This window comes from Catellatospora sp. TT07R-123 (assembly GCF_018327705.1).
Lineage (GTDB): Bacteria > Actinomycetota > Actinomycetes > Mycobacteriales > Micromonosporaceae > Catellatospora.
Map to the genome: position 1 here is coordinate 414,534 of NZ_BNEM01000002.1, position 24,277 is coordinate 438,810.

Annotated in this window: 17 protein-coding genes; 4 read left to right on the plus strand and 13 right to left on the minus strand. The window is 73.0% G+C overall.

Translation table 11 applies throughout. The features are described 5' to 3' along the window. Positions 1–10: 10 nt before the first annotated feature. The 4 genes from Cs7R123_RS22230 to Cs7R123_RS22245 are packed head-to-tail and all read right to left on the minus strand — an operon-like array spanning position 11 to position 6,668. Complete coding sequence (locus Cs7R123_RS22230; RefSeq protein WP_212829645.1) at positions 11–910, minus strand: GTPase domain-containing protein; 900 nt, start codon at positions 908–910, stop codon at positions 11–13. Between the two features lie 7 nt (positions 911–917). Then, the gene (locus tag Cs7R123_RS22235) at positions 918–2,057 is read right to left on the minus strand and encodes an Hsp70 family protein (RefSeq protein WP_212829646.1); all 1,140 of its coding nucleotides are present in this window, start codon (positions 2,055–2,057) and stop codon (positions 918–920) included. Next, positions 2,054–6,328, minus strand: coding sequence for a serine protease (locus Cs7R123_RS22240; protein WP_212829647.1), 4,275 nt, complete (start codon positions 6,326–6,328; stop codon positions 2,054–2,056). Before Cs7R123_RS22240 ends, Cs7R123_RS22235 begins: the two co-directional genes overlap by 4 nt. 10 nt (positions 6,329–6,338) lie before the next feature. Continuing rightward, on the minus strand, positions 6,339–6,668 hold the full coding sequence (locus Cs7R123_RS22245) for a CU044_2847 family protein (RefSeq protein WP_212829648.1): 330 nt from the start codon (positions 6,666–6,668) through the stop codon (positions 6,339–6,341). Between the two features lie 177 nt (positions 6,669–6,845). On the opposite strand from Cs7R123_RS22245, the gene Cs7R123_RS22250 reads away from it, so the two are divergent. Beyond that, complete coding sequence (locus tag Cs7R123_RS22250) at positions 6,846–7,997, plus strand: hypothetical protein (protein ID WP_212829649.1); 1,152 nt, start codon at positions 6,846–6,848, stop codon at positions 7,995–7,997. Positions 7,998–8,055: 58 nt separating this feature from the next. Here the strand turns inward: Cs7R123_RS22250 and Cs7R123_RS22255 are convergent, their stop codons facing one another. Next, entirely contained in the window at positions 8,056–9,261 is a 1,206-nt protein-coding gene (locus Cs7R123_RS22255) for an RNA-guided endonuclease TnpB family protein (protein ID WP_212829650.1), read from the minus strand. 155 nt (positions 9,262–9,416) lie between these two features. On the opposite strand from Cs7R123_RS22255, the gene Cs7R123_RS22260 reads away from it, so the two are divergent. Together Cs7R123_RS22260 and Cs7R123_RS22265 are read left to right on the plus strand one after the other, a co-directional pair. Then, positions 9,417–10,355, plus strand: coding sequence for a hypothetical protein (locus tag Cs7R123_RS22260; RefSeq protein ID WP_212829651.1), 939 nt, complete (start codon positions 9,417–9,419; stop codon positions 10,353–10,355). Positions 10,356–10,462: 107 nt separating this feature from the next. Then, positions 10,463–11,113, plus strand: coding sequence for a hypothetical protein (locus Cs7R123_RS22265; protein ID WP_212829652.1), 651 nt, complete (start codon positions 10,463–10,465; stop codon positions 11,111–11,113). A 58-nt stretch (positions 11,114–11,171) separates the two neighbouring features. Here Cs7R123_RS22265 and Cs7R123_RS22270 read toward each other — a convergent pair whose 3' ends face one another. The 6 genes from Cs7R123_RS22270 to Cs7R123_RS22295 all read right to left on the minus strand — a co-directional run bounded on the left by Cs7R123_RS22270 (position 11,172) and on the right by Cs7R123_RS22295 (position 19,708). Beyond that, positions 11,172–12,935, minus strand: coding sequence for a WD40 repeat domain-containing protein (locus Cs7R123_RS22270; RefSeq protein WP_212829653.1), 1,764 nt, complete (start codon positions 12,933–12,935; stop codon positions 11,172–11,174). Then, positions 12,922–15,471 carry an AAA family ATPase gene (locus Cs7R123_RS22275; RefSeq protein ID WP_212829654.1) on the minus strand — a complete coding sequence of 850 codons (2,550 nt, stop codon included), beginning with the start codon at positions 15,469–15,471 and terminating at the stop codon, positions 12,922–12,924. Before Cs7R123_RS22275 ends, Cs7R123_RS22270 begins: the two co-directional genes overlap by 14 nt. A 13-nt stretch (positions 15,472–15,484) precedes the next feature. Continuing rightward, positions 15,485–16,873 carry a hypothetical protein gene (locus Cs7R123_RS22280; RefSeq protein ID WP_212829655.1) on the minus strand — a complete coding sequence of 463 codons (1,389 nt, stop codon included), beginning with the start codon at positions 16,871–16,873 and terminating at the stop codon, positions 15,485–15,487. Next, positions 16,870–17,523 carry a 4Fe-4S single cluster domain-containing protein gene (locus Cs7R123_RS22285; protein WP_212829656.1) on the minus strand — a complete coding sequence of 218 codons (654 nt, stop codon included), beginning with the start codon at positions 17,521–17,523 and terminating at the stop codon, positions 16,870–16,872. Before Cs7R123_RS22285 ends, Cs7R123_RS22280 begins: the two co-directional genes overlap by 4 nt. 191 nt (positions 17,524–17,714) lie before the next feature. Further along, positions 17,715–18,056, minus strand: a complete 342-nt coding sequence (locus Cs7R123_RS22290; RefSeq protein ID WP_212829657.1) for a DoxX family protein — start codon at positions 18,054–18,056, stop codon at positions 17,715–17,717. 161 nt (positions 18,057–18,217) lie between these two features. Continuing rightward, positions 18,218–19,708, minus strand: a complete 1,491-nt coding sequence (locus tag Cs7R123_RS22295; protein ID WP_212829658.1) for a hydrolase — start codon at positions 19,706–19,708, stop codon at positions 18,218–18,220. Between the two features lie 127 nt (positions 19,709–19,835). On the opposite strand from Cs7R123_RS22295, the gene Cs7R123_RS22300 reads away from it, so the two are divergent. Then, the gene (locus tag Cs7R123_RS22300) at positions 19,836–20,579 is read left to right on the plus strand and encodes a hypothetical protein (RefSeq protein ID WP_212829659.1); all 744 of its coding nucleotides are present in this window, start codon (positions 19,836–19,838) and stop codon (positions 20,577–20,579) included. A 26-nt stretch (positions 20,580–20,605) separates the two neighbouring features. Here Cs7R123_RS22300 and Cs7R123_RS22305 read toward each other — a convergent pair whose 3' ends face one another. Together Cs7R123_RS22305 and Cs7R123_RS22310 are read right to left on the minus strand one after the other, a co-directional pair. Further along, positions 20,606–21,676, minus strand: coding sequence for a hypothetical protein (locus tag Cs7R123_RS22305; protein WP_212829660.1), 1,071 nt, complete (start codon positions 21,674–21,676; stop codon positions 20,606–20,608). A 353-nt stretch (positions 21,677–22,029) separates the two neighbouring features. Then, positions 22,030–24,261, minus strand: a complete 2,232-nt coding sequence (locus Cs7R123_RS22310) for a M4 family metallopeptidase (RefSeq protein WP_244872079.1) — start codon at positions 24,259–24,261, stop codon at positions 22,030–22,032. Between the last annotated feature and the right edge of the window lie 16 nt (positions 24,262–24,277).

A 24,277-nucleotide genomic window follows, 5' to 3' on the forward strand; every position in this document is an offset into this window, starting at 1 on the left:
CATGTCCAGTTCAGAATCCGGGGACGTCTTGGAGGATCTCGCCGAGCTGGTCGGCGGGTGCGATCAGCGGCTCGTACCGGGCCAGTTCCGCGGCCGCGGAGTTGCGCGACCGCTCGGCGAGCTGCCACTGCGGGGTGTAGCCGTTCCACCAGGCGCCGAACCGGTCGCCCAGGGTGTCGTTGTTCTGGTGGCGCTGCATCTGGTCGATGTGGCTCTGGATGGTCCGCTCCAGCTGCTGGGCCCGCCCGATGATGCCGAAGCGCAGCATCCACAGCACCGGGATGTGCACGTTGAACTGCTCCGGTCCGCACGCGACCGGCACGAACGTCCCGATCACGTGGCGGCTGGAGGCGACCGCCTCGATCAGCGGCAGGAACGGTTCGGCGAGCCGGTCGCAGACCTTCTCGTCCTCGATGTCGACCAGGTCGGCCTTGGTCGCGGCGATGACCAGCGGGGTGGCCACGTCATGGCGTTCGGAGATCGCCCGCTGCACGTGGTTGACCAGGGTGCGGACCTCGCGCCCGACGGCCGGGCTGGTCAGCAGCTTCACCGAGTCGCAGAGGATCATGATGCCGTCGGCGTCGCGCAGGTCGCGGTGCATCTCGGCCGCCTGCGGGCTGTCGGTGCGCTCGGTCAGCGTGCCGCCCCGGTAGTCGCGCCACTGGAACTCGAACACGTCGCTGCCCTCGTGCTGCAGCACGAACTCGAACACCGAGCGCTGGTCCGACGGGCTGGGATAGGCGCCGGTCAGCACGGCTTCGGCGGTCCGGATGAGACGCTCGTGGTCCAGCGGGTGCTTGGCCCGGATGGTGAATCCCGCCCCGCCGTGCATCATCAGCGCGTACATCAGGGACACATATGTCGTCTTGCCCGCGGCGCTCTGCCCGAGCATCACGACCTTCATCGCCATCGTGCTCCTAATCCAGTTCTCGGTCGACGTGGAAGAAACGCGGGACGGGGCCGGGCCGCGGCGGGGCGGGCCGGGCGGGGGCCGGGGGCTCGGCGCACAGCGCGCCCAGGGCGACCACCGCCTTCGGGTCCGGGCAGGTGCGGGGAAGCACTCCGAGCTGGTGGGTGATCAGGTCGGAGACGCGGGGGGTGCGGCTGGCGCCGCCGGCCAGCACGACCGCGGACAGCTGCGCCACGGTGAGGCCCGCCCGCTCGACCGTGTCGGTGAGGTGGTCCAGGCTGGTACGCAGCAGCGGTTCGATCGCCGACTCGTACTCGGGCCGCTGGACCAGGAAGGTGTCGGGGTATCCGGCCACGCTCAGGGTCACCCGGGTGGCCGTGGACAGGGCCTCCTTGGCGTCGGCCACGTCGCGCAGCACCCGGGCCTGCTCGCGGCGGGCCGCGTCGGTGTCCGGTGACCAGATCGCCCGCCAGGGCCCGGGGTCGCGCTGGTACGCGTGCCCGGCCAGCACCTCGCGGAGCACGTCGGTGAGGTCCTCGCCGCCCAGGCCCGGGTCGCCGCCGATGGCCAGCACCGTGAACCCGCCCTGCGGCGCGCCGACCACGGCGGTGTCCAGGGTGCCCGCGCCGAGGTCGTACACGGCCACGGTGGCGTCTGCGGCCAGGCCGTCGCGTGCCGCGTAGTAGGCCGCCGCCGCGACCGGCTCGGCCACGTACTGCGGATCGCTGATGCCGGCCTCCTGGGCCGCCTTGCCGAGCGCGGCCCGCTCCTCGACCCCCCACGCCGCCGGGTGGGTCAGCCGTACGGTGGCCGGCGCCTGCCCGCCGTAGGTCGCCAGCGCGTGCTCGTGTACCCGGCGCAGCACCGCGGCGACCAGCCGCGTCGACTCCACGGTGCGGGAGCCGAGCCGCACCGCCGTGTCGTGCACGAGCGCCCGCTTGGGCAGCCGCTCGGCCTGGTGGGGCAACTGGGCCGCGAGCTGGGTCGCGGCCTTGCCGGTCAGCAGGGTGCCGGAGTCGTCCAGTGCCACCAGCGACGGCAGGTAGCGGCTGTTCTCGATCTCGAGCAGCTGCGGCTGCCCGTCAGACTTCGTCGCGGCCGTGGTGTAGCAGGTGCCGAAGTCGATCGACAGATGCCATTCGGTCACGTCGCCCTCCATCGCAGGTTCGCACCGGCCCGCGCCAGTTCGATGTCGTCGAGCAGCCGGGCGGCCGCCGCGGCGACGGGTCCGCCGGCGCGCAGCAGTTCGATGAGCTGTGGTCCGGCCTCCTCGATCGCACCCTGCTCCACCAGGACCGCGGCGGCGCCGAGGCGGGCCCGCAGGCGTGCCTGCCCGTCGCTTCCGGCGGCGGCCTGCGCCCACCAGGCCTGCGCCTCATCCAGCGCGCCCTCGGCGGCGGCGAGTTCGCCCAGCAGCACCGCGACCTGGGCCGGCAGCGGTTCGGCCGTTGCGGGCGGCACCGGGTCCGGCAGGGGTGGGGCGGAGTCGGCTGCCGGAGTCGCGCTGCCGGTGCCCGGCAGGTCCGGGCTGTCGCGCGGTGGCGATTCGGGGCCGGGGATCAGCCCGTCCAGCACCTCCTGGGCTTCGTCGGCGACCTCGTCGTCACCGAGCTCAGCGGCCTGCCGCAGCCAGTACCGGGCGACGGGGAGTTCTCCGCCGAGCTCGGCCAGCTGGCCCAGCAGCAGCATCGCGGCGGGTCCGTGCACCAGGTCGCCGGATTCGGCCAGCGGCCGGAGCACGTGCCGCGCCTGGTCGTCGCGTTCCAGTCGGGACAGTGTCCGCCCCAGGTCCAGACGGACCTGCCACTCCAGCGGCGGCTCGCACTGCTGGAGCGCGTCGGACAGCAGCGCCAGCGCGTGCTCCAGGTCCCGCTGGGCCAGCCGCACCCGGCCCAGCAGCGCCCACGCCGCCGGGCCGGGCGACACCGCCGCGGCCTGCTCGGCCAGCTCCGCGGCGTAGTCGATCCCGTTGAGCGAGAACAGGTATTCGGCGGCCTCGACCAGCGCGTCGGTGCCGAGCGGTCCGCCGAGGCCGGACAGCTCGGCCGGTGGCGGGTCCAGGCGCGCCATCCGCGTACGGACCACCGCGAGCAGCGCCACGGCGTCGGCATCGGCGTCGCCGCCGCGCAGCAGCTCCAGCCACTGGGCCGCCTGGCTCAGGTCGCCGTGCTCCAGTGCGACCGTCGTCAGCGCGAAGCGGGCCTGCTGCACCGCGTCGGGGACCTCCGACTCGGCGGCCTCCAGGAACAGCGCCCGCGCCTGTTCCTGGTCGCCGCGTTCGTAGTGGACCTGCCCGAGCTGAAGGCGTGCCGCCGCGGCGTAGTCGCGGTTGCCTTCCGCGACGACCCGCTGGAACTGCTCGGCGGCCAGGTCGAGGTCTTCGTCGGCCACGGCCAGGACCCCGAGGTCGAACCGGGCGATCGGCGCCCACTCGGGGTGCTCGGAGGCGATGACGTACTCGTACCGCTCGCGCGCCCCCTCGATGTCGCCCTGGATCATCAGCAGGTCGCCGATGAAGTCGGTGGCCCGCAGCGCGTGTGCGGGGCTGTCGGAGGCGGCGGCCAGCCGCAGGTAGTGCATCGCCTCCGCTACGTCGCCCTCGCGGTAGGCCAGTTGCGCGAGGTCGATCTGCGCGATCGGGGCCCAGTCGCGGTCGCCGCTGGCCGCCACCCGCTCGTAGGCGGCGCGGGCGCCGGCCGTGTCGCCCTGGCGGGCCAGCAGGTCGCCGAGCAGGTCGGTCGCGCGCAGCGTGTGCACCGAGTCGCCGGCCTGCCCGGCCGCGGCGACCAGCAGCCGCTTGGCCTCGTCCCAGTCTTCCTCGCGCTGGGCGATCACGGCCAGGTCGGTCTGGGCGACCGGCGACCACACGGGATGGCTGTACCCGACCGCCAGCGCGTACGCCTCTTTCGCCCCGCTGAGGTCGTCGCGGCTCAGCAGCAGGTCGCCGAGCAGGTCGGCGGCGCGCGGACCCTGTTCGACGTCGCCGGAGTGCGCGACCTGCGCCAGCATCTCGGCCGCGGTGTCGGCGTCGCCCTGCTGGCCTCTCAGCACGGCCAGCGACACGGTGGCGCTCAGCGACGCCGCGGGCACTGGTGACGCGATCGCCGCCTCCAGCATCTGCTCGGCCTGCTCGAACTCGCCTTCGAGCATGAGCAGCAGGCCGTAGCTGGACTGGGTCAGTGGGGTCACGTCGTCGGCGCCGGACTCCAGCGCCCGCTCCAGCAGCGTCCGGGCGCGGCGCAACTCGCCGCGGTCCAGCAGCAGCGCGCCGAGGCTGGTCTGGGCCAGGGGCAGGGCCTGGTGCTGCCAGACCAGTTCGGCCACGGCGCCCAGCTGTTGGCCGGCCTCGCCCTGCATCGGCAGGTCGGCGGGCTTGTGGGTCAGCAGCGCGCGGCCGTATTCGCCCTGGTTCACCAGCAGGTTGCCCAGGCGGCTGCCGGCCAGCGGCGACACGTCGGGGTCGTCTGCGGCCAGGGCCTGCTCGAGCAGGGTCTGGGCGCGTACGAGATCGCCCGCCTTCAGCAGCAGCAGGGCCAGGAACACCTTGGCCAGCCCGACGACTTCCGGCTGGTCCGAGGCGTGGGCCTGCTCCAGCAGCTGCGTGGCCTCGGCCGGTTCGTCATCGGCCAGCACCATGCCCAGCAGCAGCGCGCCCCAGGCGCGGGTGTGCTCGTCGGAGCTGGCGCAGGCCGCGCGCAGGCCCTGCTCACCGAGTTCGGGCAGGTTCCGGCTGTACGCCGTGGTGGCGACCTTGACCAGTTCCTCGGCCCTGGCCTCGCGCATCACGTGCGGCCACACGACCGCGGCCACCGGGGCGGCGTCGCGGCTGCCCTCGCGGTCGAGCTGGTCCACCAGGTAGGCGAAGGCGCGCACCGCGTCCGGCCCCGACCGCTCCACCAGGGCCGGGGAGCCGTTGACCTCCGCGGTCGCCCAGGCCAGCGCGGCGGCGAACGACGCGTCGTCGGTGGCCGGGCGCTGCTGCTCGGCCAGCAGGTCGTCCATGATCGCGCGCAGCGCCGACAGGGGCGCCGCACGGTCGATGCCGGCCCGCTGCCAGTCGACGGCCGCCCGTGCGGCGGCGTAGGCGACCGGGTCGGCGGCGGCGGCGGCGCGGAACCGCGCCTCCAGCACCTGCGCGGAGATGAGCTGGGCGCCGATGCTGCGCTCGGTGAAGTCCTCCCCGGGGTACGCCGCGGCGGCCTCGGTGCGTTCCGCATCGTCCAGGCGGGTGGCCAGCCACAGCGTGGTGGCCCGGCCGAGCACCGTCTGCGCCGTCCGGTTGAAGTCGCCGGCGGCGGTCACCCGGTCGTAGTTGGCCCCGGTCATCGTGGCGACCACCAGCGTCGGCGGTGACGCCGCCGCGAACCGGTCGAGGATCTTCAGGTCGAGCCCGGACGGGGTGACCAGCCACCGGTCGAGTTCCTCCAGCCAGACCACCACCGGGACCGGGCCCAGCCGCATCCGCGACAGCGGGGTGAGGTCGGCGGGCGTGGCCGGCACGACGAGCCGGGCCTCGCCCAGGTCCTGCCGCAGCGCCTCGATCAGGGTGCGGGACTTGCCCGCCTTGGAGTCGCCGACCAGCACCACGAACCGCTTGGACGCCAGCGCCTGCGACAGCGGCTCGTCGAGGGTGCGGCGCACGTATGCCGGCGGCTCCTGCCCCTCCACGACGTACCGGGAGCGGAAGACCCCGATGTCGTGCATGTCCACGTCGCGGACCCGCGGGACGTGGCCGTCGCGCAGCGAGATGGCCAGCCGGTTCTCCAGCGCCTCGCGTTCCGGCGCGGACAGGTGGTGGCGCAGTCCCTCGGCCAGCGGCGGCCAGTATCCGGCCAGCTCGTCGGCGGCGATCGCGAACGCCATCCGCGGGTCGGGCGCCTTGGAGCCCGGCCGCACCCGGCTGACGACCATGCCGATGACGGCCGTCCGCTCGATGTCCCACAGCGGTGCGCCGGAGAAGCCCAGCGTGACCGCCGACCCGAGGTCGGTCTCGCTGCGCATCGCCAGCCACTCGGTCTCTGCCCGGCCCTCCATCAGCACGGTCGCCGGACGCACTCCGTCGCCGCTGGTCGGGAAGCCGTACACGTGCGCGTGGTCGCCTGCGACACCGGTCAGGGTCGAGGCCAGCGGTGCCGGGGCCGCCCCGCCCGGCACCGACGCCGGCCGCAGCACCGCCACGTCGCCGACTATGCCGCGACCCGGGTGCCAGCCGATCACCTGCGCCGCGACGGACTCGTGCGGCCCGGCGAAGATGAACTCCAGGTACACCGTGTTCTCGGGTGCGGCGTCGGGCATGGCCGGGTCGATCACGTGCGCGCAGGTGAGGACCGTCCCGTCGGCGCACAGGAAGCCCGCGCCGATCACCGGCTCGCCCAGGCCGCGCCGGATGCCGACGAGCCACGGCGGACGGTCGCGCAACGCCGCCGGGCTAGGCTCCGGCCCCACGCTGGCGGCCCTCCCACGTCATACGGACGACGAAGTGGCCCTCGATCGACGTCTTCGCGATCACCGCACCGGCCTCGGCGTTCAGCTTCAGCCCGAACTCCACCTCGTGGGAGTCGGGCGACAGCGAGCGCACCATCGCGACGACCCTGCGCAGCGACGGCTGCACCTGCGCCAGCGCGGCCTCGAGGTCCCGGGTGGCCTGCGCCACCCCGTGTGAGTCCCGGGAGATCCGCTCCAACCCGGGTGCGTCGTCGTCCACCTCGACGACCAGCTCGGCTCCCTCGTCGGTCTGGAAGCGCACCAGCTCGCTCAACCCGTCTCCAATATCGAGTTCTGCAACCACGGTGTCCAAATTGTTGCAAGGACCTTGGCTGGTACGTGAGTTGGCTGAACCGGCGGACTTGTCCAACCCGTTCGGCGACCGCGGCCACCGCCCGGCCTGGACTACCCTGAGCCATCGAACGACCGGTCGATGCTGGGTGGTGCGCGCGTGATCGTGGGACTGGACGTCGCCGACGGTGCCGTCACCGTCGCCGTGCGGGAGCTGGACGGCCGGCAGACCATCCACGACGGCCGCGGCGCCCTGGACGAACTCGCGGCGGGCGGCCGGGTCCGCGCCGTGGCCGCCGCCGTGGCCGACCACTGGCTCGACGGCGCCCGCGACGGTGCGCGCCACCTGGAGCAGCTGCACCACGACGTGGTCGAGCGGCTGCGCCTGCCGCTGCGGTCGGTGGTCCGCCGCAGCCAGGCCACCGCCGCCCGGTATGCCGACGGCGGCGCCGACCTCATCCTGGTCCTGGAACCCACCCCCGAACTGGCCACGGCCGCGCTGTACCAGGTCGAATCAGCGCAGGTGCGGCCGCTGGGCGCAGCCGGGCGCCGGGTCGCCGATGACACCGGCCCGGTCCGCCAGGCCCTCGGCGAGGCGGTGGCCCAGGCAGACGCCGCCGCGCACGCCCGCGCCGCCAGCGTGCTGCCGCGCTGCCGCCACTCCCGCTACCGCGGCACACCGCTGTACAGCCGGTCCGGCACCGGCCGCTACACCGCGGGCGAGGTGCTGGAGTGGTACGCGGGCATCGAGGCCGCGCTCACCGACAGCGTCGCGCGGGCCCTGCCCGCCACCGCCCCGACCGGGACCGTCCAGGTCGTGACCACCGGGCCGCTGCGCGACTTCCCGCCGCTGGCGCACCCGGCGCAGGTCGGCGGCCGCCCGCTGCCGGCGGCGCTGGCCGCCGCGCCGCGCGACTGCGCCGCCGGTGCGCTGCTGCTGGCCGAGGAGTCGGTGCGGGCCGTGGAGCAACCGGCCCGCTTCGCCGTCCGCCTGCCCACCTCCCGGGTATGGGCCGGACGGCTGCGGTCCGAGTCCGTGCCCCTGCACACCCCGACCGGGCAGCCCAACCTCGCCGTCGGCTGGGACGGGCACGAGCTGGCCGTCGACGTCGACGCCACCCGGCAGCTCACCGTCGACGTGCACGACACCGACCCCGCGGCCGTGACCTCCGCCTGGACCGTCACCCTGCAACCGCGTCCCGCGCCCGGCCGCTACCGGCTGGGCCTGTGGGCCGGCCGGTTCGGGCCCGGCGTGCTGGTGCTGCGGCCGGCAGACGGCGCCGAGCCCCAGCTGTTCCCGCTGTCGCAGTGAAGCCGCCCGCAGCCGTCGCCACCACGAACGGAGCCGCCACGTTGACATCCTCCCCGCCCTAAAGGACGAGGACTCCCTTGGTCGCCCTCGGGTCTTCCTGTTTCGTCGACGACTGCCCCGTCCGAGAGGATTCTCGTTGATGTCTTACGTCGTCTCCGCAGGCTGTCACCGCCAGTCCGGCGGCCAGGATGTTGCGTGCGGCGTTCACGTCACGGTCGTGGACGGCCCCGCACCGGCACGTCCACTCCCGTACCTCCAGCGGCATCCGTTGCGCGAGCGTGCCGCACGTCGAGCACAGCCGGGTCGACGGGAACCAGCGGTCCACGACGATCAGGTCCCGGCCGTGCCAGGCGGCCTTGTACTCCAGCATGGTGCGCAGCTGCCGCCAGGCCGCGTCGCTGATCGCGCGGGCCAGGCGGTGGTTCTTGACCATGGTCCGTACGGCGAGGTCCTCGATCACGATCGCTTGGTTCTCACGAACGAGCCGAGTGGTCAGTTTGTGCAGATGGTCGCGTCTGCGGTCGGCGATGCGGGCATGGACACGGGCGACCTTGACCCGGGCCTTGGCGCGGTTGGCCGAGCCCTTCTGCTTGCGGGCCAGATCCCTCTGCGCGCGGGCCAGCCGTTTGCGGTCGGTGCGCTCGTGCCGGGGGTTGGTGATCTTCTCGCCGGTGGACAGGGTGAGCAGGCTGTCGATCCCGGCGTCGATCCCGACCTGGCCGCAGGCGGGGGTCTGGACGATCACGTCGTCGCAGAGCAGGGACACGAACCAGCGTCCGGCTGCGTCCTGCGACACGGTCACCGTCGAGGGCGTACAGCCCTGCGGCAGGGTCCGCGACCACACGATGTTCAGTGGTTGGTTCATCTTGGCCAGGGTCAGGGTGCCGTCGCGCCACCGGAACGCGCTGGCGGTGTACTCCGCCGACCGGCGCGAGCGCTTCCTGGACTTGAACGTCGGATACTTCGCGCGTCTGGCCCAGAAGTTGGTGAACGCGGTATGCAGGTGCCGCAGCGCCTGCTGCAACGGCACGGACGACACCTCGTTGAGGAACGCCAGGTCGTCGGTCTTCTTCCACCCGGTGAGCAGGGCCGAGGTCGCGTTGTAGTTCACTCGCTCCTGACGCTGCGTCCACGCCTCGGTCCTGGCCTGCAAGGCCATGTTGTAGACCAGCCGGACGCACCCGAACGTCCGCGACAACTGCGCGGCCTGCACGTCGGTGGGGTAGAAGCGGAACTTGAACGCCCGCTTCACCGTCCTGGTCACAACTGCCATCCTAACCGGACACACGGCGACCCTCAGGCCGAGGTACGGGTGGACGCCGGTCCGCCCTGGCGGCGGATCGGCTTTCCCTGTCCTGCTCCGCAGGGGCTCGGTTTCCTCTCCGGCCTGAACGCCGGAGTATCTACGGAAGGAATCTGATGACCGACGAGGCGAAGACCCGCGTCTACCAGGCGCTGAGCAGCGACGGCCCGGCCGGCGCCCTCGAAGCCCTGCGCTGGTCGATCGAATGGGCCGCCCAGACCGTCAACGCGCCCGGTGCGACCGCCCCCATCGACGTGGTGATCGGCCTGGACGACGCGCTCACCGCCTCGGCACGGCTGCTGGGCGAGGTGCCCGCGCTCGTCGCGGCCGCCCAGCCCGGCCCCGACGTCGAGGCCTACCTGGACCAGCAGGCCACGCGGCTGCGCCAGGCGCAGGAACAGGTGGCCAAGGCCCGGACGACCCTCGACGAGCTGCGCGCGAACGAGGACCAGCTCCAGCAGCGCGCCGCCCAGCACGAGCAGCTCCGGCAGGAGATCAACGACCTGCGGCGGCTGGAGCGGCTCGTCGCCGCCCTGGAGGACCTGCGCGCACACCGCGACCTGATCCGCGACCGCGTCGCCCGGCTGCGCGACGACGTCGGCGGCATCGAACCGGAGCTGGCCGACGGCGGCCGCGAGCTGCTGCGCCTGTCCCGCGACCGGTCGGCGGCGCTGGCCGAACCCGTACGGGCCGTGATGGCCGAACTGGACGTCGTGCACGGCGATCTGCTCGCCCAGGAGTCCGAACTGCACACCACTCACGACACCCTGGCGCGGATGCGCGACCGGCAGCAGCTGCTCACCGTGGAGCGGGCCGAGCGGCTGGTGGCCCTGCACGCCCACGAGCAGGCCGACCGGCGGATCCTCGCGGCGCTGGCGGCCGAGCCGGGAGCCGGGCAGGCCGGCGACGGGCTGGCCGCCGTGCGTGCGGTGCTCGACCAGGCCGCGGCGCAGCTCGAACACGCCGACCGGGCCCTGCGCGACGCCCTGGACCAGCGCAGCGCCGAGTACACGCAGGAGCACCGCATCGTCGGCTGGAGCGACGCCGCGGTCTGACCGCCGCCGCCGGTTCCGGCCGGGCAGGCTCGGCAGGCCGGTGCAGCTGGCAACCCCGAGAACCTGCGGACACCGACACCTGGGACACCCCGTGAGAACATCGCCGCGTGAACGCCACGATCCCGCACCGCCCGAGTCTTGACGACGTACGTCGATATCACATCGATCAACTCAATGTGGCTATGCGTCGCCCGTCGACCTTCGGCGGCGATCTGGTCATCGAGCTGCTCGCTCGCTCCGTGGCCTACATCGACGGAGCGGCCGACCACTGGGATCGTGCGGTCGAAGGCCTGCGGTCCCGGGGAGCATTCAGCTCGATCGGCGTCCGAGGGGCGTTCCATGGCATGTTTCCCGACTACTACGACGACGGGGCGTCCGGCTCGGTCTACGGCGAGCTGGCGTGGCGGCTCGGTTGGCTCGCGGTCGATCGCCTGATGACGCCCGGCGAATACGCGCGCCTTCAGGATGAGGCGGCGCGATGGTGTGCCGTGGACTGCGGCTACGAGGAGACGATCGCGGAATTCGGGCCGCCGTCAGCCATATTCGGGAGCCAGAGCCGCAACAACCCCAGGACCATCCTCTACGCCGTGGACGATCCCACCCGTGAGTCGGTCAGCCTGCACTTCACGAATCCGTTCGGCGTGGAAGTGGGGTCCCCGGGGGCGCCGTTGATCCTGCTCGGCATACGTCGGAGTGACGCCAGATTCAACGAGGCCTTCACGCTCACGCCGACGGGATCCGCCTACCTGGATGAATGATCGCAGTGCCGCACCGCGCGCGGCCGGCCGGCGCCGATGACCGGACCGGCCGACTCGGTCATCGGCTCTGGCCGCCGGTCCGCCACTGCCGGACCAGCCCGTCAGAGTCGGCGCTGACCACCAGGTCGGCGTCGGCCACCGCCACCCCCACGACAGCGGTGGCATGGGTGCCGAGCACCCCGCCCGGTTGCTCGGTCCGCGCCTGCTCCACCGTCCACAGGCGGACCTCGCCGGAGGCGAACCCGGCCACCGGCTCGCCCTGCGCCGTGACCGCCAGGCAGCGGACCGCGGACCGGTTCGCGGTCAGTTCCGCCACCAGCGCACCCGATGCCGGCGCGAACAGCCGGACCGACCCGTCGAGGCCGCCGACGGCCAGCCGGTTCCCGGCCGCGTCCATGGCCAGCGCGGTGACGTCGGTCCCGACGGGCAGCTGCGCCTGCACGTCGCCGGTGCGGCTGTCGACGACGCGCACCAGCCCACCGGCACCGCCGACCGCGACCAGGTCGCTGCGGGCACAGGCCGCCAGCGCCGTCGCCGCGTCCCAGCCGACCGGCAGCGGGAACCCCGACGCGTCCGGGGCGCCCGACAGCGACGAGCAGTGCAGCGAGCCCGCGTCGCCGAGGCTGAACGCACCCAGCCGGGCGAGCCGCACCGCGACCGCCCAGCCCTGGTGCACCGTGGCCAGTGTGACCGGGCTGCCCGGCCCGATCCGCCAGACGCGGACCGCGCCGTCCTGACCGGCCGTGACCACGGTCTGGCCGTCGGCCGCCACGTCGACGGAGGTGACCGGCCCGGCGTGCAGCCGCCGCTGTTCGAGCAGTTCGCCGCTGCGCAGGTCCCACAGTGACGCGGTCCCGTCGGCGTCGCCGCCTACCAGCAGCGGCACCGATGCGGGCACCGCGATGCAGGTCAGGCCACTTACGGGGTGGATCTCCCGGGGCCGGGCCGGTGCGGGCGGTGCGCTGGGGGCGCCGGTACGGCCTCCGCCGACCGCTGCCTGCCCCGACGCGTCGGCACCCGAGCCGGTGACGGGCCCGCTGCTGCGCGGGCCGGCCGCCTCGTCGGCGGGCGACCAGACGGCCAGGACACTGGCACCGCGCTGGCGCAGCAGCGCCACGACCTGCTCGGCGACCGGCCAGCCGGGCAGCCGGCACACCACCACCGACGGCACACCGGCGACGACGCCGAGGCCCTCGGTCGCGGCCGCCTCCAGCCGCGACCGGTCCAGCTCGCGCCGGCCGACTCCGCCGGCCAGCATGAACCGCTGCTCGTCGGGCTCCAGCGGCAGGTGCGGCAGCAGCGAACGCCACGGCCACGACCGCGGCGGCTCGTGCTCGCGGGGCCGCCCGTCCGCTCCGCGCACGAACGTCGTGGCGGTCACGCCGCGCGCGTCCACCTCGACCAGGATCGCGGGCGTCGACGAGGCGGGCATGGTCTCGGCGGCGATGTCGGCGGTGGCACGGGCCCGGTACACGCGGGTGTCGCGGGCCAGGATCTCGCGGCGGGCCGATCTGCGCTCCACCTCCGACACCGGGCCGGACCGGACGAAGCGTTCCAGCCGGGCCAGCATCGCGTCGTCGCCGCGGGCCGGGAACCCGGCCGCGCGCACCGCCGCCGCCAGGTCGAAGGCGCGCTGCTCGGTGGCGAGCCGCTGCTCGAACTCGCGCAGCTCCGTGTCGGTGGGCGCCCCCATCCGGAACGCGGTCCGCAGCGTCCAGTGGCAACTGCCGCAGTCGGCGTCCTCGCCGGCGGGCCGCAGGCACACCGGGCACGCCGGCACGGGATCCGGGCCCAGCCCGGTCGACGGTTCAGCCGCGTGCATCCGGCACATCCGTACTGTCGAAGGCCACCAGCGCGCCGGGCTCGGGCGGCTGGGCGGCCAGCCTCCCCGCGAGCCTGGCCTCCATCTTCGCGAAGAGCGACTTCACCACGCGGGCGTTGCCGAACTCGGCCGGCCGGGTCGCGCGCTGGGCGCCGAGCCATGCCAGTGCGCGCCGCTCGACGTCGGGGCCGAGCGTGTAGCGTTCGGCGGCGGCCAGCCGCCGCAGCACCTCCAGCAGCTCGTCCTCGCGCAGGTCCGGGAAGACGACCCGTTCGGTGAACCGCGAGCGCAGTCCGACGTTGCCGGCCAGGAACGCCTCCATCGGCGCCGGATAGCCGGCCGCGATGACGGTCAGCCGGTCGCGGTGCCGCTCCATCTCGGCGGTGAGCGTGTCGATCGCCTCCCGGCCGAAGTCGTTCTCTCCACCGCGCACCAGGCTGTATGCCTCGTCGATGAACAGCACGCCGTCCATCGCGCGCTCGATCACCTCCAGGGTCCTGGTCGCGGTCTGCCCCACGTAACCGGCGACGAGGTCCTGGCGGGTGACCTCCACGACGTGGCCGCGGCGCAGCAGGCCCAGCGAGCGCAGCAGCTGCCCCACGGTGCGCGCGACGGTCGTCTTGCCGGTGCCGGGCGAGCCGAGGAACAGCATGCTCGGCGGGACGAGGCGGTCCAGGCCGCGGCGGCGGCGCAGCTGGGTGCGGTCGGCCAGGGCCTGTAGCGACTGCCGTACAGCGGCGAGCCCGACCATGCCGTCGAGCTCGGCGAACAGGTCGGTGGCCACCGGCAGCGGCGACGGCAGGAAGAAGCGGTACCGCTCGGGGATGTCGGCCGGGGTCAGCGGCTGGGTGACGTCGCCGCGGATCCGTCCCGCCCACGCGGTCTTCACGTCGTCGGCGAGGTCGCGCATCGCGCGGGCGTTGCCGAACCGCGGCTGCTTCGCGTCCGACAGGCCGGTCACGGCCTTGGCCACCTCGGCGGCGAACTCGTCGGTCCAGCGCAGCCCGGCGTCGCCGAGCCGGGCGAGCAGGATCGCCAGCAGTTCGTCGGCGGCGTAGTCGGGGAAGTGGATGGTGGTCCGGAAGCGGCTGGTCAGTCCCGGGTTGGCGGTGACGAACCGCTCCATCTGCTCCGGGTAGCCGGCCGCGATGACGACGAGGCGGTGGCGCTCGTTCTCCATCCGTGCCAGCAGCGTGTCGATGACCTGCTTGCCGAAGTCGTCGGTGCGCTCGGTGAGGCCGTATGCCTCGTCGATGAACAGCACGCCGTCGAGGGCCTCGTCGATCTTGCGGTTGGTCTGCTGCGCGCTCTGCCCGACGTACCCGGCGACCAGGTCGACCGGCAGCACCTCGACCACATGTCCGCGCCGCAGCAGGCCCAGTTCCCGGTACATCTCGCCGACCAGCCGCGCGACGGTCGTCTTGCCGGTGCCCGGGTTGCCGGTGAACACCAGGTGCAGCGACTCGACCTCGCCGGCGCCGCCGCGACCGGCCTCGCGCAGGCCCGCTTCGGCGGCCAGGCGCCACCGCTTGGCTTCCAGGTGCGACTTCACCGAGGCCAGGCCGGGCATCTCCGCGAGCCGGTCCCAGGCGCTACGGCCGTCGGACAGGGCTCCGGCGACCAGTCCCCGGGCGCGCAGCTCCGCCCCGCTGAACGGGGCGCCGGAGGCGGTCAGCTGACGCAGCCAGGCCCGCCAGTCCCGGGCGCGGGCCTGGCGTGACGCCATCGCCTGCGCGGCGGCCCCGAGCCCCGGCCAGTCACCGACGCGCAGGCCGTCGCGCAGCCGCGCCACCTGTACGAGGCGGCCCAGTTCGTGCTCCTCGGGGAACCCGACGACCGCGCCTGCGGCGCCCGGACGCCGGGCCAGGTCGTCCACGTAGGTCTCCAGCCGGGGCACCCGGCGCAGATCCCGCAGGAAGTCCCGCACCTGGTCGAGGCTGTCGTGGCGGAACACGAACACACACAGGTTGCCCTCGGCCGCCGCGTGCTCCAGCCAGTCGGCGACCATGTGCGCCATGGTCCGGCCCGCCTCGGTGTAGCGCAGCGACTCCTCGGCGTGCGTCAGCACGACCGCGGTGCGCACCTGCGACTGGCGCATGAGATGGTCCAGCATGAGCAGCCCGTGCTCGTCAGTGAGCGCCATCCTCGGCGGCGGTGGCATCCCCAGGTCCGCGGGCGCAGGCGCGGGCGCGGCCGCCGCGTCGCCGCCGGACTGGTTGACGACGACCCGGTTGCCCATCGGCCCGCTGAACCCCGAGCCCATCAGCCCGCTGCGGGCCCTCGGCCGCTCCTGCTGGCGCCGCGACGACGCCCGCGACGCGGGGTCGCGGAAGTAGACCGGGTCCCGCACCGAGCTGAAGACGATCCGCTTGAACCCCTCCGCGGCCAGGTATTCCCAGAGGACCTCCTGGAACGAGCGCACGACCAGGTCGTGCCCGACGAAGACGTCGTCGACCGCCGGGCCGTGCACCACCAGCAGCGGGTCACCGCCCGGCAGCCGCCACTCGGCCAGCCGTTCCACCAGCGCAGAAGACATGTCACCGGTCCGATCAATAGGGCTGCTGGGTCGGCAGCGACGCCGGCCGCACCGCGCGCTCGACGTCCTGCTTGGCCGGGTCGGCGCGCGGCGCCTCCGATGCGGCCTCACCGCTGTCGAGGCCGCGCGCCCGCAGCGACGCCGTGACCTGCCGCGCCCGCGACGCCTGGTCCACCGCCGAACCGGCCCGGTCGTACGAGTGCAGCCGCAGCACGCAGCCGCTGGTGTCGTCCTCGGCCGGGGACACGTCGACCACGATCTCGTCACCGTTCTGGTGACGCAGCTTGGCCAGGAACGCCCCGCGCTGGTCGCCCGCGGCGTACCCGGCCGCGTCGGGCACCAGCTCGTAACCGGCGACCTGGTCGAGGGTCTCCACCACCATGTCCGCCACGTTGACCCGCACCTGCGAGGCCAGCTGCCGCTCCTCCGCACCCTGCAGCACCGCGCCCAGCCGCTGCTCCAGCCGCGGCACGTCCTGCTCGGCGACCTGCCGCAGCTGCTGCAGGGTCAGGGACGTGTCCTGGCGTACGCGGGCCAGCTGCTCGCCGACCTCGGTCTTGAGCGAGGCCAGCGCGCCCCGCGACCAGAAGTCGACGTCCAGCGTGACGTTCGGCAGCGGCCGCCCCTGCTCGTCGATGACCGGACGCACCGCCTGCCGGTCGATGAGCGTCGAGATGGCCAGCAGCGACTCGGCGACCATCGTCTTGGTCAGGTCCCACTCCCGCAGACGCAGCTCCACGGACAGAAGCAGGTCGCTGAGGTCATGGTGCGCACCCTGAGCGACCGCCAGCGCCGCCTGGTACTGACCCTGCGCGGCGTTCGCACTCGCGGTGTTGAGCCGCTTGCGCAGCGACGCCAGCTCACCGGGGGCGAACCGCTCGTGCGGCAGCGTGCTCTGGATCAGGTCATGCAGCTTCCCGGCGTCGCGCAGCTCAGCCTGTGCCGCCGACATGGCCCGGTCCCGGTCCTCGGCCAGCGTCCCCACCTGCGCCGACAGCGCCTGCATCTGCTCGCGCCGCAGCTGGCGCTCCGCCATCAGCTCGCCGCGCCACGCCACCTCCTGCCGGGCGATCAGGTCCCTGGTCTCCTGGCGCAGCTGTCCGGCGTGCTGGCGGACGGACTCGGCGGTCGCCGCGGCCATCCGGTCCAGCCGCCGGGTCGTCTCCCGTTCCAGCTCGCGAGCCTGCTCGCCGAGCCCGGCGATGACCTGCTCGGCCGCCTGCTGGCGCCGGTCGATGTCGTCGGCCATCCGGGTCAGGTCGGCTTCGGTCTGGCTCCGGATGCTGTCGATCACGCCGGGGACGTCCCGCAGCGCCTGGTCGAGGCGGGCCACGCGCGAGGCCTCCCGCCGCACCCGCAGCCACTCCGACTGGTCGATGACGATCCGCTTCTGGCCGCTCATGTGTCCCGATCTCCCCTGATCACACGATTCGCGCCGGCGTGCGCGACCGCTTGCTCCAACGCATCCTGCAGGCCCGCTGGCGGCACGCCGACGATCAGCGCCTCGCGGCCGCGCAGCCGCACCTCGGCCCGCCGCGGACCCGAGCCCAGGTCGAACCCGGCGAGCCGGTCCGTGAGGTGGTGGATCTGCTGGTTGTCGCTGCCGCGCAGCCCGACGCCGTCGTTGCGGTCGGCCCGGTACGGGCCGTCGATGAGCACGTCGACCTCTGCCAGCAGCTCCTCGACTCCCGGTCCGGGCGGCCGCCGCCGCAGCGCCTCCAGCCTGAAGCCGGTGAAGCAGATGACCGACAGCTCCCGCCGGCGGCGTGCGGCGCGGACGGTGGCGGCCAGGCCGGACGCCTGTCCCATCGGCTCGCCGCCGGACAGGGTCAGCCCGTCCACCGCGGCGTCGCTCAGCAGCTCCTCGGCCAGTGTCTCCGCATCGACCAGCCGTGCCTGCCGCTGCGGGATCCAGTCCGGCGCCAGGCATCCGGGGCAGTCGAACGGGCAGCCCTGCACCCAGACGACCGAGCGGTGGCCCGGCCCGAGCGCGGCAGTGCCCACGCACGTGGCGGCGACGTTGACGATGTCGGGCAGGATGCCGTCCCCCAAGCTAGCGACGTCTGGCGATACCACGATCCTTGGGCACGGGTCCGATGTGGTCAATGGCCGCACGGTGGTTCACCCTGGATGGACGGATGCCGGGGCGGAGCCGACCGGATGACGCCGGTTGCCCCGCCCGCGGCGGTCCTGCCCAGGCCGGATCGCCGCGCGCCTGCCGCGCTCGGCCGACGCGCCGCCGATCACGCGAGCAGGGCGAGCGTCACCGCCACCGGGGCGAGGTAGAGCGCCGGGAACGCCACCGTCTGGTACGACCGCGCCCGCAGCACCGTGATGATCGCGCCGAGGAAGTAGCACACCAGGGCGACGGCGGCGGCGATCCCGATCGCCGGGACGGCCAGCCCGGCGAGCAGCCCGAGCGCCCCGGCCGCCTTGGCCAGCCCCAGCGGGGTCCACCACGACTCCGGTACGCCGTAGGTCCGCAGCGGGTCGACGACGAACGCGGCCCGGAGCAGCAGCGAGAAGGCGGAGAACCCGACCCAGAGGGCGGTCAGGACGGTGACGACGGCCGTGGTGGTCGACATGAGAAGTCTCCTTGTGGGTACGTGCCGATGGCGTTGCGCCATCGGTGATACGACCCGTGTCGAACCGCCGCTGTGACCGCTTTCCGGGTGCGCTCGGTCACACGGCCGGGGGGTGAACGGTCAGCCCGGCGGGGCGGGAGGGCCCGCCCCGCCGGTGTCGCTCAGGAGACGTTCAGGGCGGTGTCGTCCAGCAGGAACGATGTCTGCAGGGTCGAGCCCTCGACGCCGGTGAACTTCAGGGTCACCGTGCTGCCCCGGTAGGCGGCGAGGTTGTAGCTGCGCTGGGTGTACCCGGTGGCGGCGTTGAGGTTGGAGAAGGTCGCCAGGGTCGTCAGGACGGTGCCGGACGAGTTGAGCACCTGCGCCTTCAGGGTGTCGTACGCCGTGGTCGTGGTCGTCTCGGCGGTGCCGACGTGCAGCCAGAAACTGAAGGTGGCGGTCGCGCAGCTGGCGGGGATGGTGACGGCCTGGGCGAGGGTGTCGGTGTGGGCGGTGCCGTAGCCGTCGAGCCAGGCGTAGTACGCGTTGCTGTGCGGGGTGTTGCCCGACGAGTTGGTGATGACCCCCGAGGTGGCGGTCCAGCCGACGCCGGGACCCGCTTCGAAACCGGGGTTGACCAGCAGTTGCGCCGGGGTGCACGAGGTGCCGCCGGTCGGTGCCGGGGACGGGCTGGGCGGCGTGGTGGTGCCCGTTCCGGCCAGCCATTCCGTGGCGTTGAGCGCGAGCGCGGCGTTCGTGGCGCCGGTGTCGTTCCAGCCGTCGTAGAGGGTGTTGCCGGACTGGCCGGTGCCGTCGTCGATGTCGGAGCTGTCGCCCCAGATCGCGACCCGGCCGCTGCCGAACGTGCTGGTGGCGAAGAAGGCGCCGGTGTTGCCGCCGGGGGTGGCGCCGCTGACGTAGAGCAGGCCCTTGGCATTGGGGTTGTTCGCGGGGTGCAGGGTGACGGTGGTGCCGTTGTAGATCGCTCCGCCGGTGACGTTGCCGAAGGAGCCGTGCAGGACGGGGTTGGTCGCGGCGGTGACCGCCCGGGGGAAGCCGCTGGCGATGTTGAGCAGGTCGACGCTGAAGCCGAACGGGTCGGTGCTGTCGACGCTGTTGTTGGTCATCAGGTCGTTGATGACCTTGGGCGAGTCGGCGCCGTCGTTGTTGCGGTCGCTGCCGGTGTGGTCGACGACGATGAACAGGCCGCCGCCGTTCTGGACGAACTTCATGACGGCGGTCTTCTCGGCCGCGCTCAGCAGGACGTTGGGTTCGGGCAGGACGAACTCGTCGAAGTTGGCCAGGTCCTGCGCGTTGGCGGTGTTGCCGTAGGTGATGGTCTTGCCTGCGGCGAGGGTGGCCAGGGTGTAGGCGCCGGTCCGCTGCAGGGCCACGCCCCAGGCGGACAGTGCTCCGGTCCAGCTGGTCTCGCTGGTGGGGTTGGGGTTCTGGGTGGTGGGGTCGGGGATGCCGGTGCCGATGATCCAGTCGGCGTTGCCGGCGGTCTCGGCCTTCGAGTTGTCGAAGAGCACCCGGTGCTTGGCGGCTGCCGCGGTGGCGGCGTGCGGGACGGCGATCCCGGCGACGGTTGCCAGGGCGGTGGCGGCGAGCGCGGTGGCGGCGCCGACCAGTGCGAATCTGGCGGTACGGGTCAGACGTGTGGAGTGATCCATGCCGCACAGTATCGATGCCCGTTTATCCCTTTACGATAGGCGGTGATCACCAGTTTGTGCCATCCGCGGTCCGGCAGTTCGGGCGCCGAGTGGCCGTGGTGGTAGACGACAGGACTTTGGAGTACGGGTGAACCCATCGACCGACACCTCGCTGGAGCTGCTGGGTCGCGCCATCAGCAGTGGTGGAGGATGCGCGACCATGCTGCTTGCCGACGCCGGTGAAATCGGCGACTGGGCAGGTGACACCAACGCGACGTCAGCGGACCCGTACGACCCGGCGGGTTCGGACTGGCATCGCGTGATGCTCGACTCCCTCGACGACGACGTGGTCGAGGTCGACCTCGGCGCCGGGCGCCGTGGCCTCGGCGTCACCATGGGAGAGAACGGCTGGCACACGGTCTTCCGTACGCCGACCGGGCTTCTCATGGCGACCCGCAAAGGCGGCCCCGCCGCCGACGCCGAGTTCCCGACGGCCGCCGGTTCCGTCGAGCGTCTCCTCAGCTCCGACGCCTTCTGGGACTTCATCGCCGCGCCGCTGACCAAGCCCTTCCAGGGCGGCACCCTGCACGTGCCGAGCGGCTGGCTGATGATCATGTCGGCCATCGTGCCGACCAAGGACCTGCACCGCGACGGTTCGCCGGTCGACGTGGCCGCCCTTCTCGACGACGCCGAGCAGTCCGGCACGGATGTCGTCGAGGTAGGCGACGGGTACGGCGGCCGGGCGCTGCTGGTCCGGGTCGGGCCGACGGCCCTGTCGGCGTGGTTCGAACCCCAGCGCAGCGACCCGGCACTGGGCATCGTCGACCGGTGCGAGCTGCGCTTCGGGCACGAGCGGCCGGGCCTTGTCGGGGTATCCACTCCGCCAGCGTGAACCGAGCCGCGCGGGCCGCGCGGACGTCAGCGTGCCACGTTCCATTCGCGCGGAAGGTCCGCGCCGCAGGCGGCGCAGCTGAAGTCATCGTCCTTGACGATGTTGATCTGGCAGCAGTCCGGGCAGCGGCGGAACTCGAATGCCGCGGTGAACCCCCGGGGGTGCTCCAGCCCGGCTCGCTCGCAGGCGGCGGCCACCGCCTGCCACGAGGAGGTCTCCGGGCAGTATCCGGTGGACTGGTTGGTCACCTCGGCGACCGCCCAGTGCCGGTCCTGCCCGGCGAAACCGATCTCGCCGGCGCTGAGCACCGGACGGCCGCCCGCGCACGCGACGTGTTCGCTGCGCCTGGGCGCGACGCGCAGGTCGCCCGCCACATCGACGATGAACGTGTGGGGCTCGCGGCGCTCGGCCGGTGCCAGCGCCGCCATCCACGCGGCCAGCTCGTCGACGGAGGTGACCCGGTGGCCGCCGGCGTCCTGCGTGACGGCGGCGAGCAGGTCCGCCGGGCCGACGTAGCGGTACCGCTGCTGGTGGATGGAGGCAGGCCGACCATCCCGCCAGCGAGGCAGGTCGAGGTCGGGCGTCTGCGGGCTGGTGAAGTGGAACGGCACGCGCAGGCGGGCCGCCACGGCCTCGCCGACCTGCTGGGCCTCGGCTGCCTCCGGCCAGGGCGGGACCTGCCCGTTGAACAGTCGGAGATCGCCGCCGTGGCGGATCGACGCCAGCCGCACCTCGTCGAAGCTGTCGTGGTGCCGCCCAGGACGGTCCACGATCGCCACCAGGTCGACCGTCCAGCCTTGCGTATCACCGTCCCACACCGCCTCGACCGCCACGACGGAACAGGTGATCGCCTTCGCCGCCGCGAGGACGCCGGAGATGTCGACGACCCGCTGCGGTTCCGCCTCCACCACGCCGCGATCGATCAGCCGGGCTCGGCGCCGCGTCACGGCCTCCTGTGCCTCGTACAGGCTGGGTGCGGGGTCGAGTCCGCATTCCTCGCGCAGCACGACGATCGCCGCCAGCAGGCCGCGATCGAGCAAGGCCGCGTCGACCCGGTCGCGGGCCTGCGAGGTCAGCCGCTCCCAGACTTCGTTCACCTATCCGTCTCCGTCACGCGTCGTCATGCTGGCCGAGGGTTGGCGCTGCGCAGACCGCATGGGGCGACCGCCCGTCCGTAGGTCATCGCGGAATGGCGCAACGACATCAGATCGGACCAGCCGTGGAAAGCACCAGTTGTTTTCGGCCCGCCATGCACGATCCGGATCGGCTGCTACTGGACGGCTGCGACTGCGCGACCATGCGGTGCGCGCGCGTAGAAGCGATGAAGTCTCCCGTGGCACTGCGGCCAGGAACGGGACGGCCCGTCACGATCGGCACGTGCGCTGGGATGCACGCCGAAGGCGCCACCCGCGAACCGGGTGGCGCCTTCGGCGATGCGCAGGGGCGAGGATTACAGGTACAGCGTCCAGGTGTCGATGCGGCCGGTGTCACCGGTGGCGGCGTCGCGGACCCGCAGGGTCCAGGTGCCTGCGGCGTTCTCGGCGGACAGGTTCACGGTGAACGTCTTGATGATGTTGGCGGTGCCGGCGCCGGCCCGGTTGGACAGGTTGTACACCGTGCCGTCGGGTGCGACCAGGTCCACGACCAGGTCACCGGGGTAGGTGTGGTAGATCGCGACCGGCACGGTGCTGGTGGCCGACGCCTTGCGGGCGCAGGCGCTCAGGGCGACCGTGCTGGCCACCGTCGTGTTGTCCGGGATCGCGACGTCGGTGCCGTTGGTCGCGAAGCAGCCGGGGTTGGTGACGGTCACGGTGTAGGTGGCGGTGTGGGTGGCCCCCGTGCCCTTGCCGGTGACGATCACCTGGTACGTGCCCGCCGGGGTCGTCGCCGCGGTCGTGACGGTCAGCGCAGAGCTGCCGTTGGCCGAGCTGACCGAGGTCGCGGAGAACGTCGCGGTGGCGCCGGTCGGCAGGCCGGACGCGGTCAGGGCCACGGTCTGGGCCGCGCCGTTGACCAGCTTCGCGGTGACCGTGGTGGTCAGCGAGGTGCCCGCGGAGACCGTGCCCGTCGCCGGGTTCGCGGTGAGGGAGAAGTCGTTGGCCGCGGGGCAGGCGACGTCGTTGCCGGCCACGTTCACCGAGGTCCACGCGGCCTGGACGGCCTTGTACTCGACCGAGCAGGAGCCGTAGAGGAAGGTGGCCGCAGTGAGGGTGTGGGCGCGGGCGGTGTTGGCGGGGCTGGTCGTGTTCACGTACGACGTGTTGGACAGGAAGCTGACGTCCAGGGCCCGGTACCAGATCTTCTCGGCCTTGGCGCGGCCGATGCCGACCACGGCCGGGGCGGTGCCGCAGGGGGTGCTGGTGCCGTACGCGGTGGCGCCGGTGCCCTCGGCCAGGTTGAAGAAGAAGTGGTTGGCCACACCCGAGGAGTAGTGCACGTCGAGGTTCTTGGTGGTGGTGGACCAGCAGTCGGCCGACGCGCCGTCCAGCGACGGCTTGTACATGTACCGCAGCGGCGTGCCGTTGCCGTTGAGGTTGATCTTCTCGCCGATCTGGTAGTCGCCCGCGTCCGCCGCGACGGCCGCGTAGAACTCGACCGCGGTGCCGAAGATGTCGGAGGTGGCCTCGTTGAGGCCGCCGGACTCACCGGAGTAGGTCAGGCCGCCGGAGACCAGCGACTCGGTCACGCCGTGGCTCATCTCGTGCCCGGCCACGTCCAGCGCCACCAGCGGACGCGCGTTGCCCGCGCCGTCGCCGTAGGTCATCTGCGAGCCGTCCCAGAACGCGTTGGTGTACGCGTTGCCGTAGTGCACCCGGCTGGGCACGCCCAGGCCGTTGCCGAAGATGCCGTTGCGGGCGTGGGTGTTCTTGAAGTAGTCGAACGTCTTCGCGGCGCCGAAGTACGCGTCGACGGCGGCCGACTGACGGCTGGCGGTGGTGCCGGTGCCCCACGTGTTGTCGGCGTCGGTGAAGGTGGTGCAGGTCGAGGTGCCGTTGTTCATGTCGCAGGTGCGGCCGTTGCCACGCACCTGGTCGACCATCGTGTACGTCGAGCCCGACAGCGCGGTTTCGACGGTGACGCTGCCGCTGTACAGGCTGGCGCCGGTGCCCGCGACGGTCTCGATCTCGTCGAACTGCCCGATGTGGGCGCCGCTGACCGCGTCGGTGATCACGTGCAGCCGCGACGGGGTCTGCCCATCGGCCTGCCAGCCCTCGACCACGTTCTCCCAGGCCAGGCGGCCCGTGCCCGAGGACGCGTCGACGAACAGCTCCGCGGTGCGCACCGAGGTGACCGAGCCGGAGAAGCGGCCCCGGGCCGACTTCGCGGCCTGGTCGGCGCCGACCTTCGGCGTGGTGCTCAGGGTCAGCGACGAGCGCAGCGCGCTCATGGCACCGGCGGCGCGGCCGTTGGCGGCCTTGCTCACGATGAAGTCGCCGCCGTAGACGCGCAGGCCGCGGTAGGTGCGGCCGTACCGGGTGTGGGTGGTGCCGTCGGGGTCGCGCACGACGCGGGCCACGGTGTAGCCGTCCCCTGCCGAGGCGTGGATGTCCGCGGGGCTCGCGCCGACGGACCCGGCCTTGGTCGCCGCCGCGTCCAGCACGGCCGCGCTTCCTGACGTCGGCACGGCCACGAACGCGACCACGGCGGCCGCGACGCCGACAGCTGCGAGGGTCTTCCTCACCTGAATGCTCCTAAAC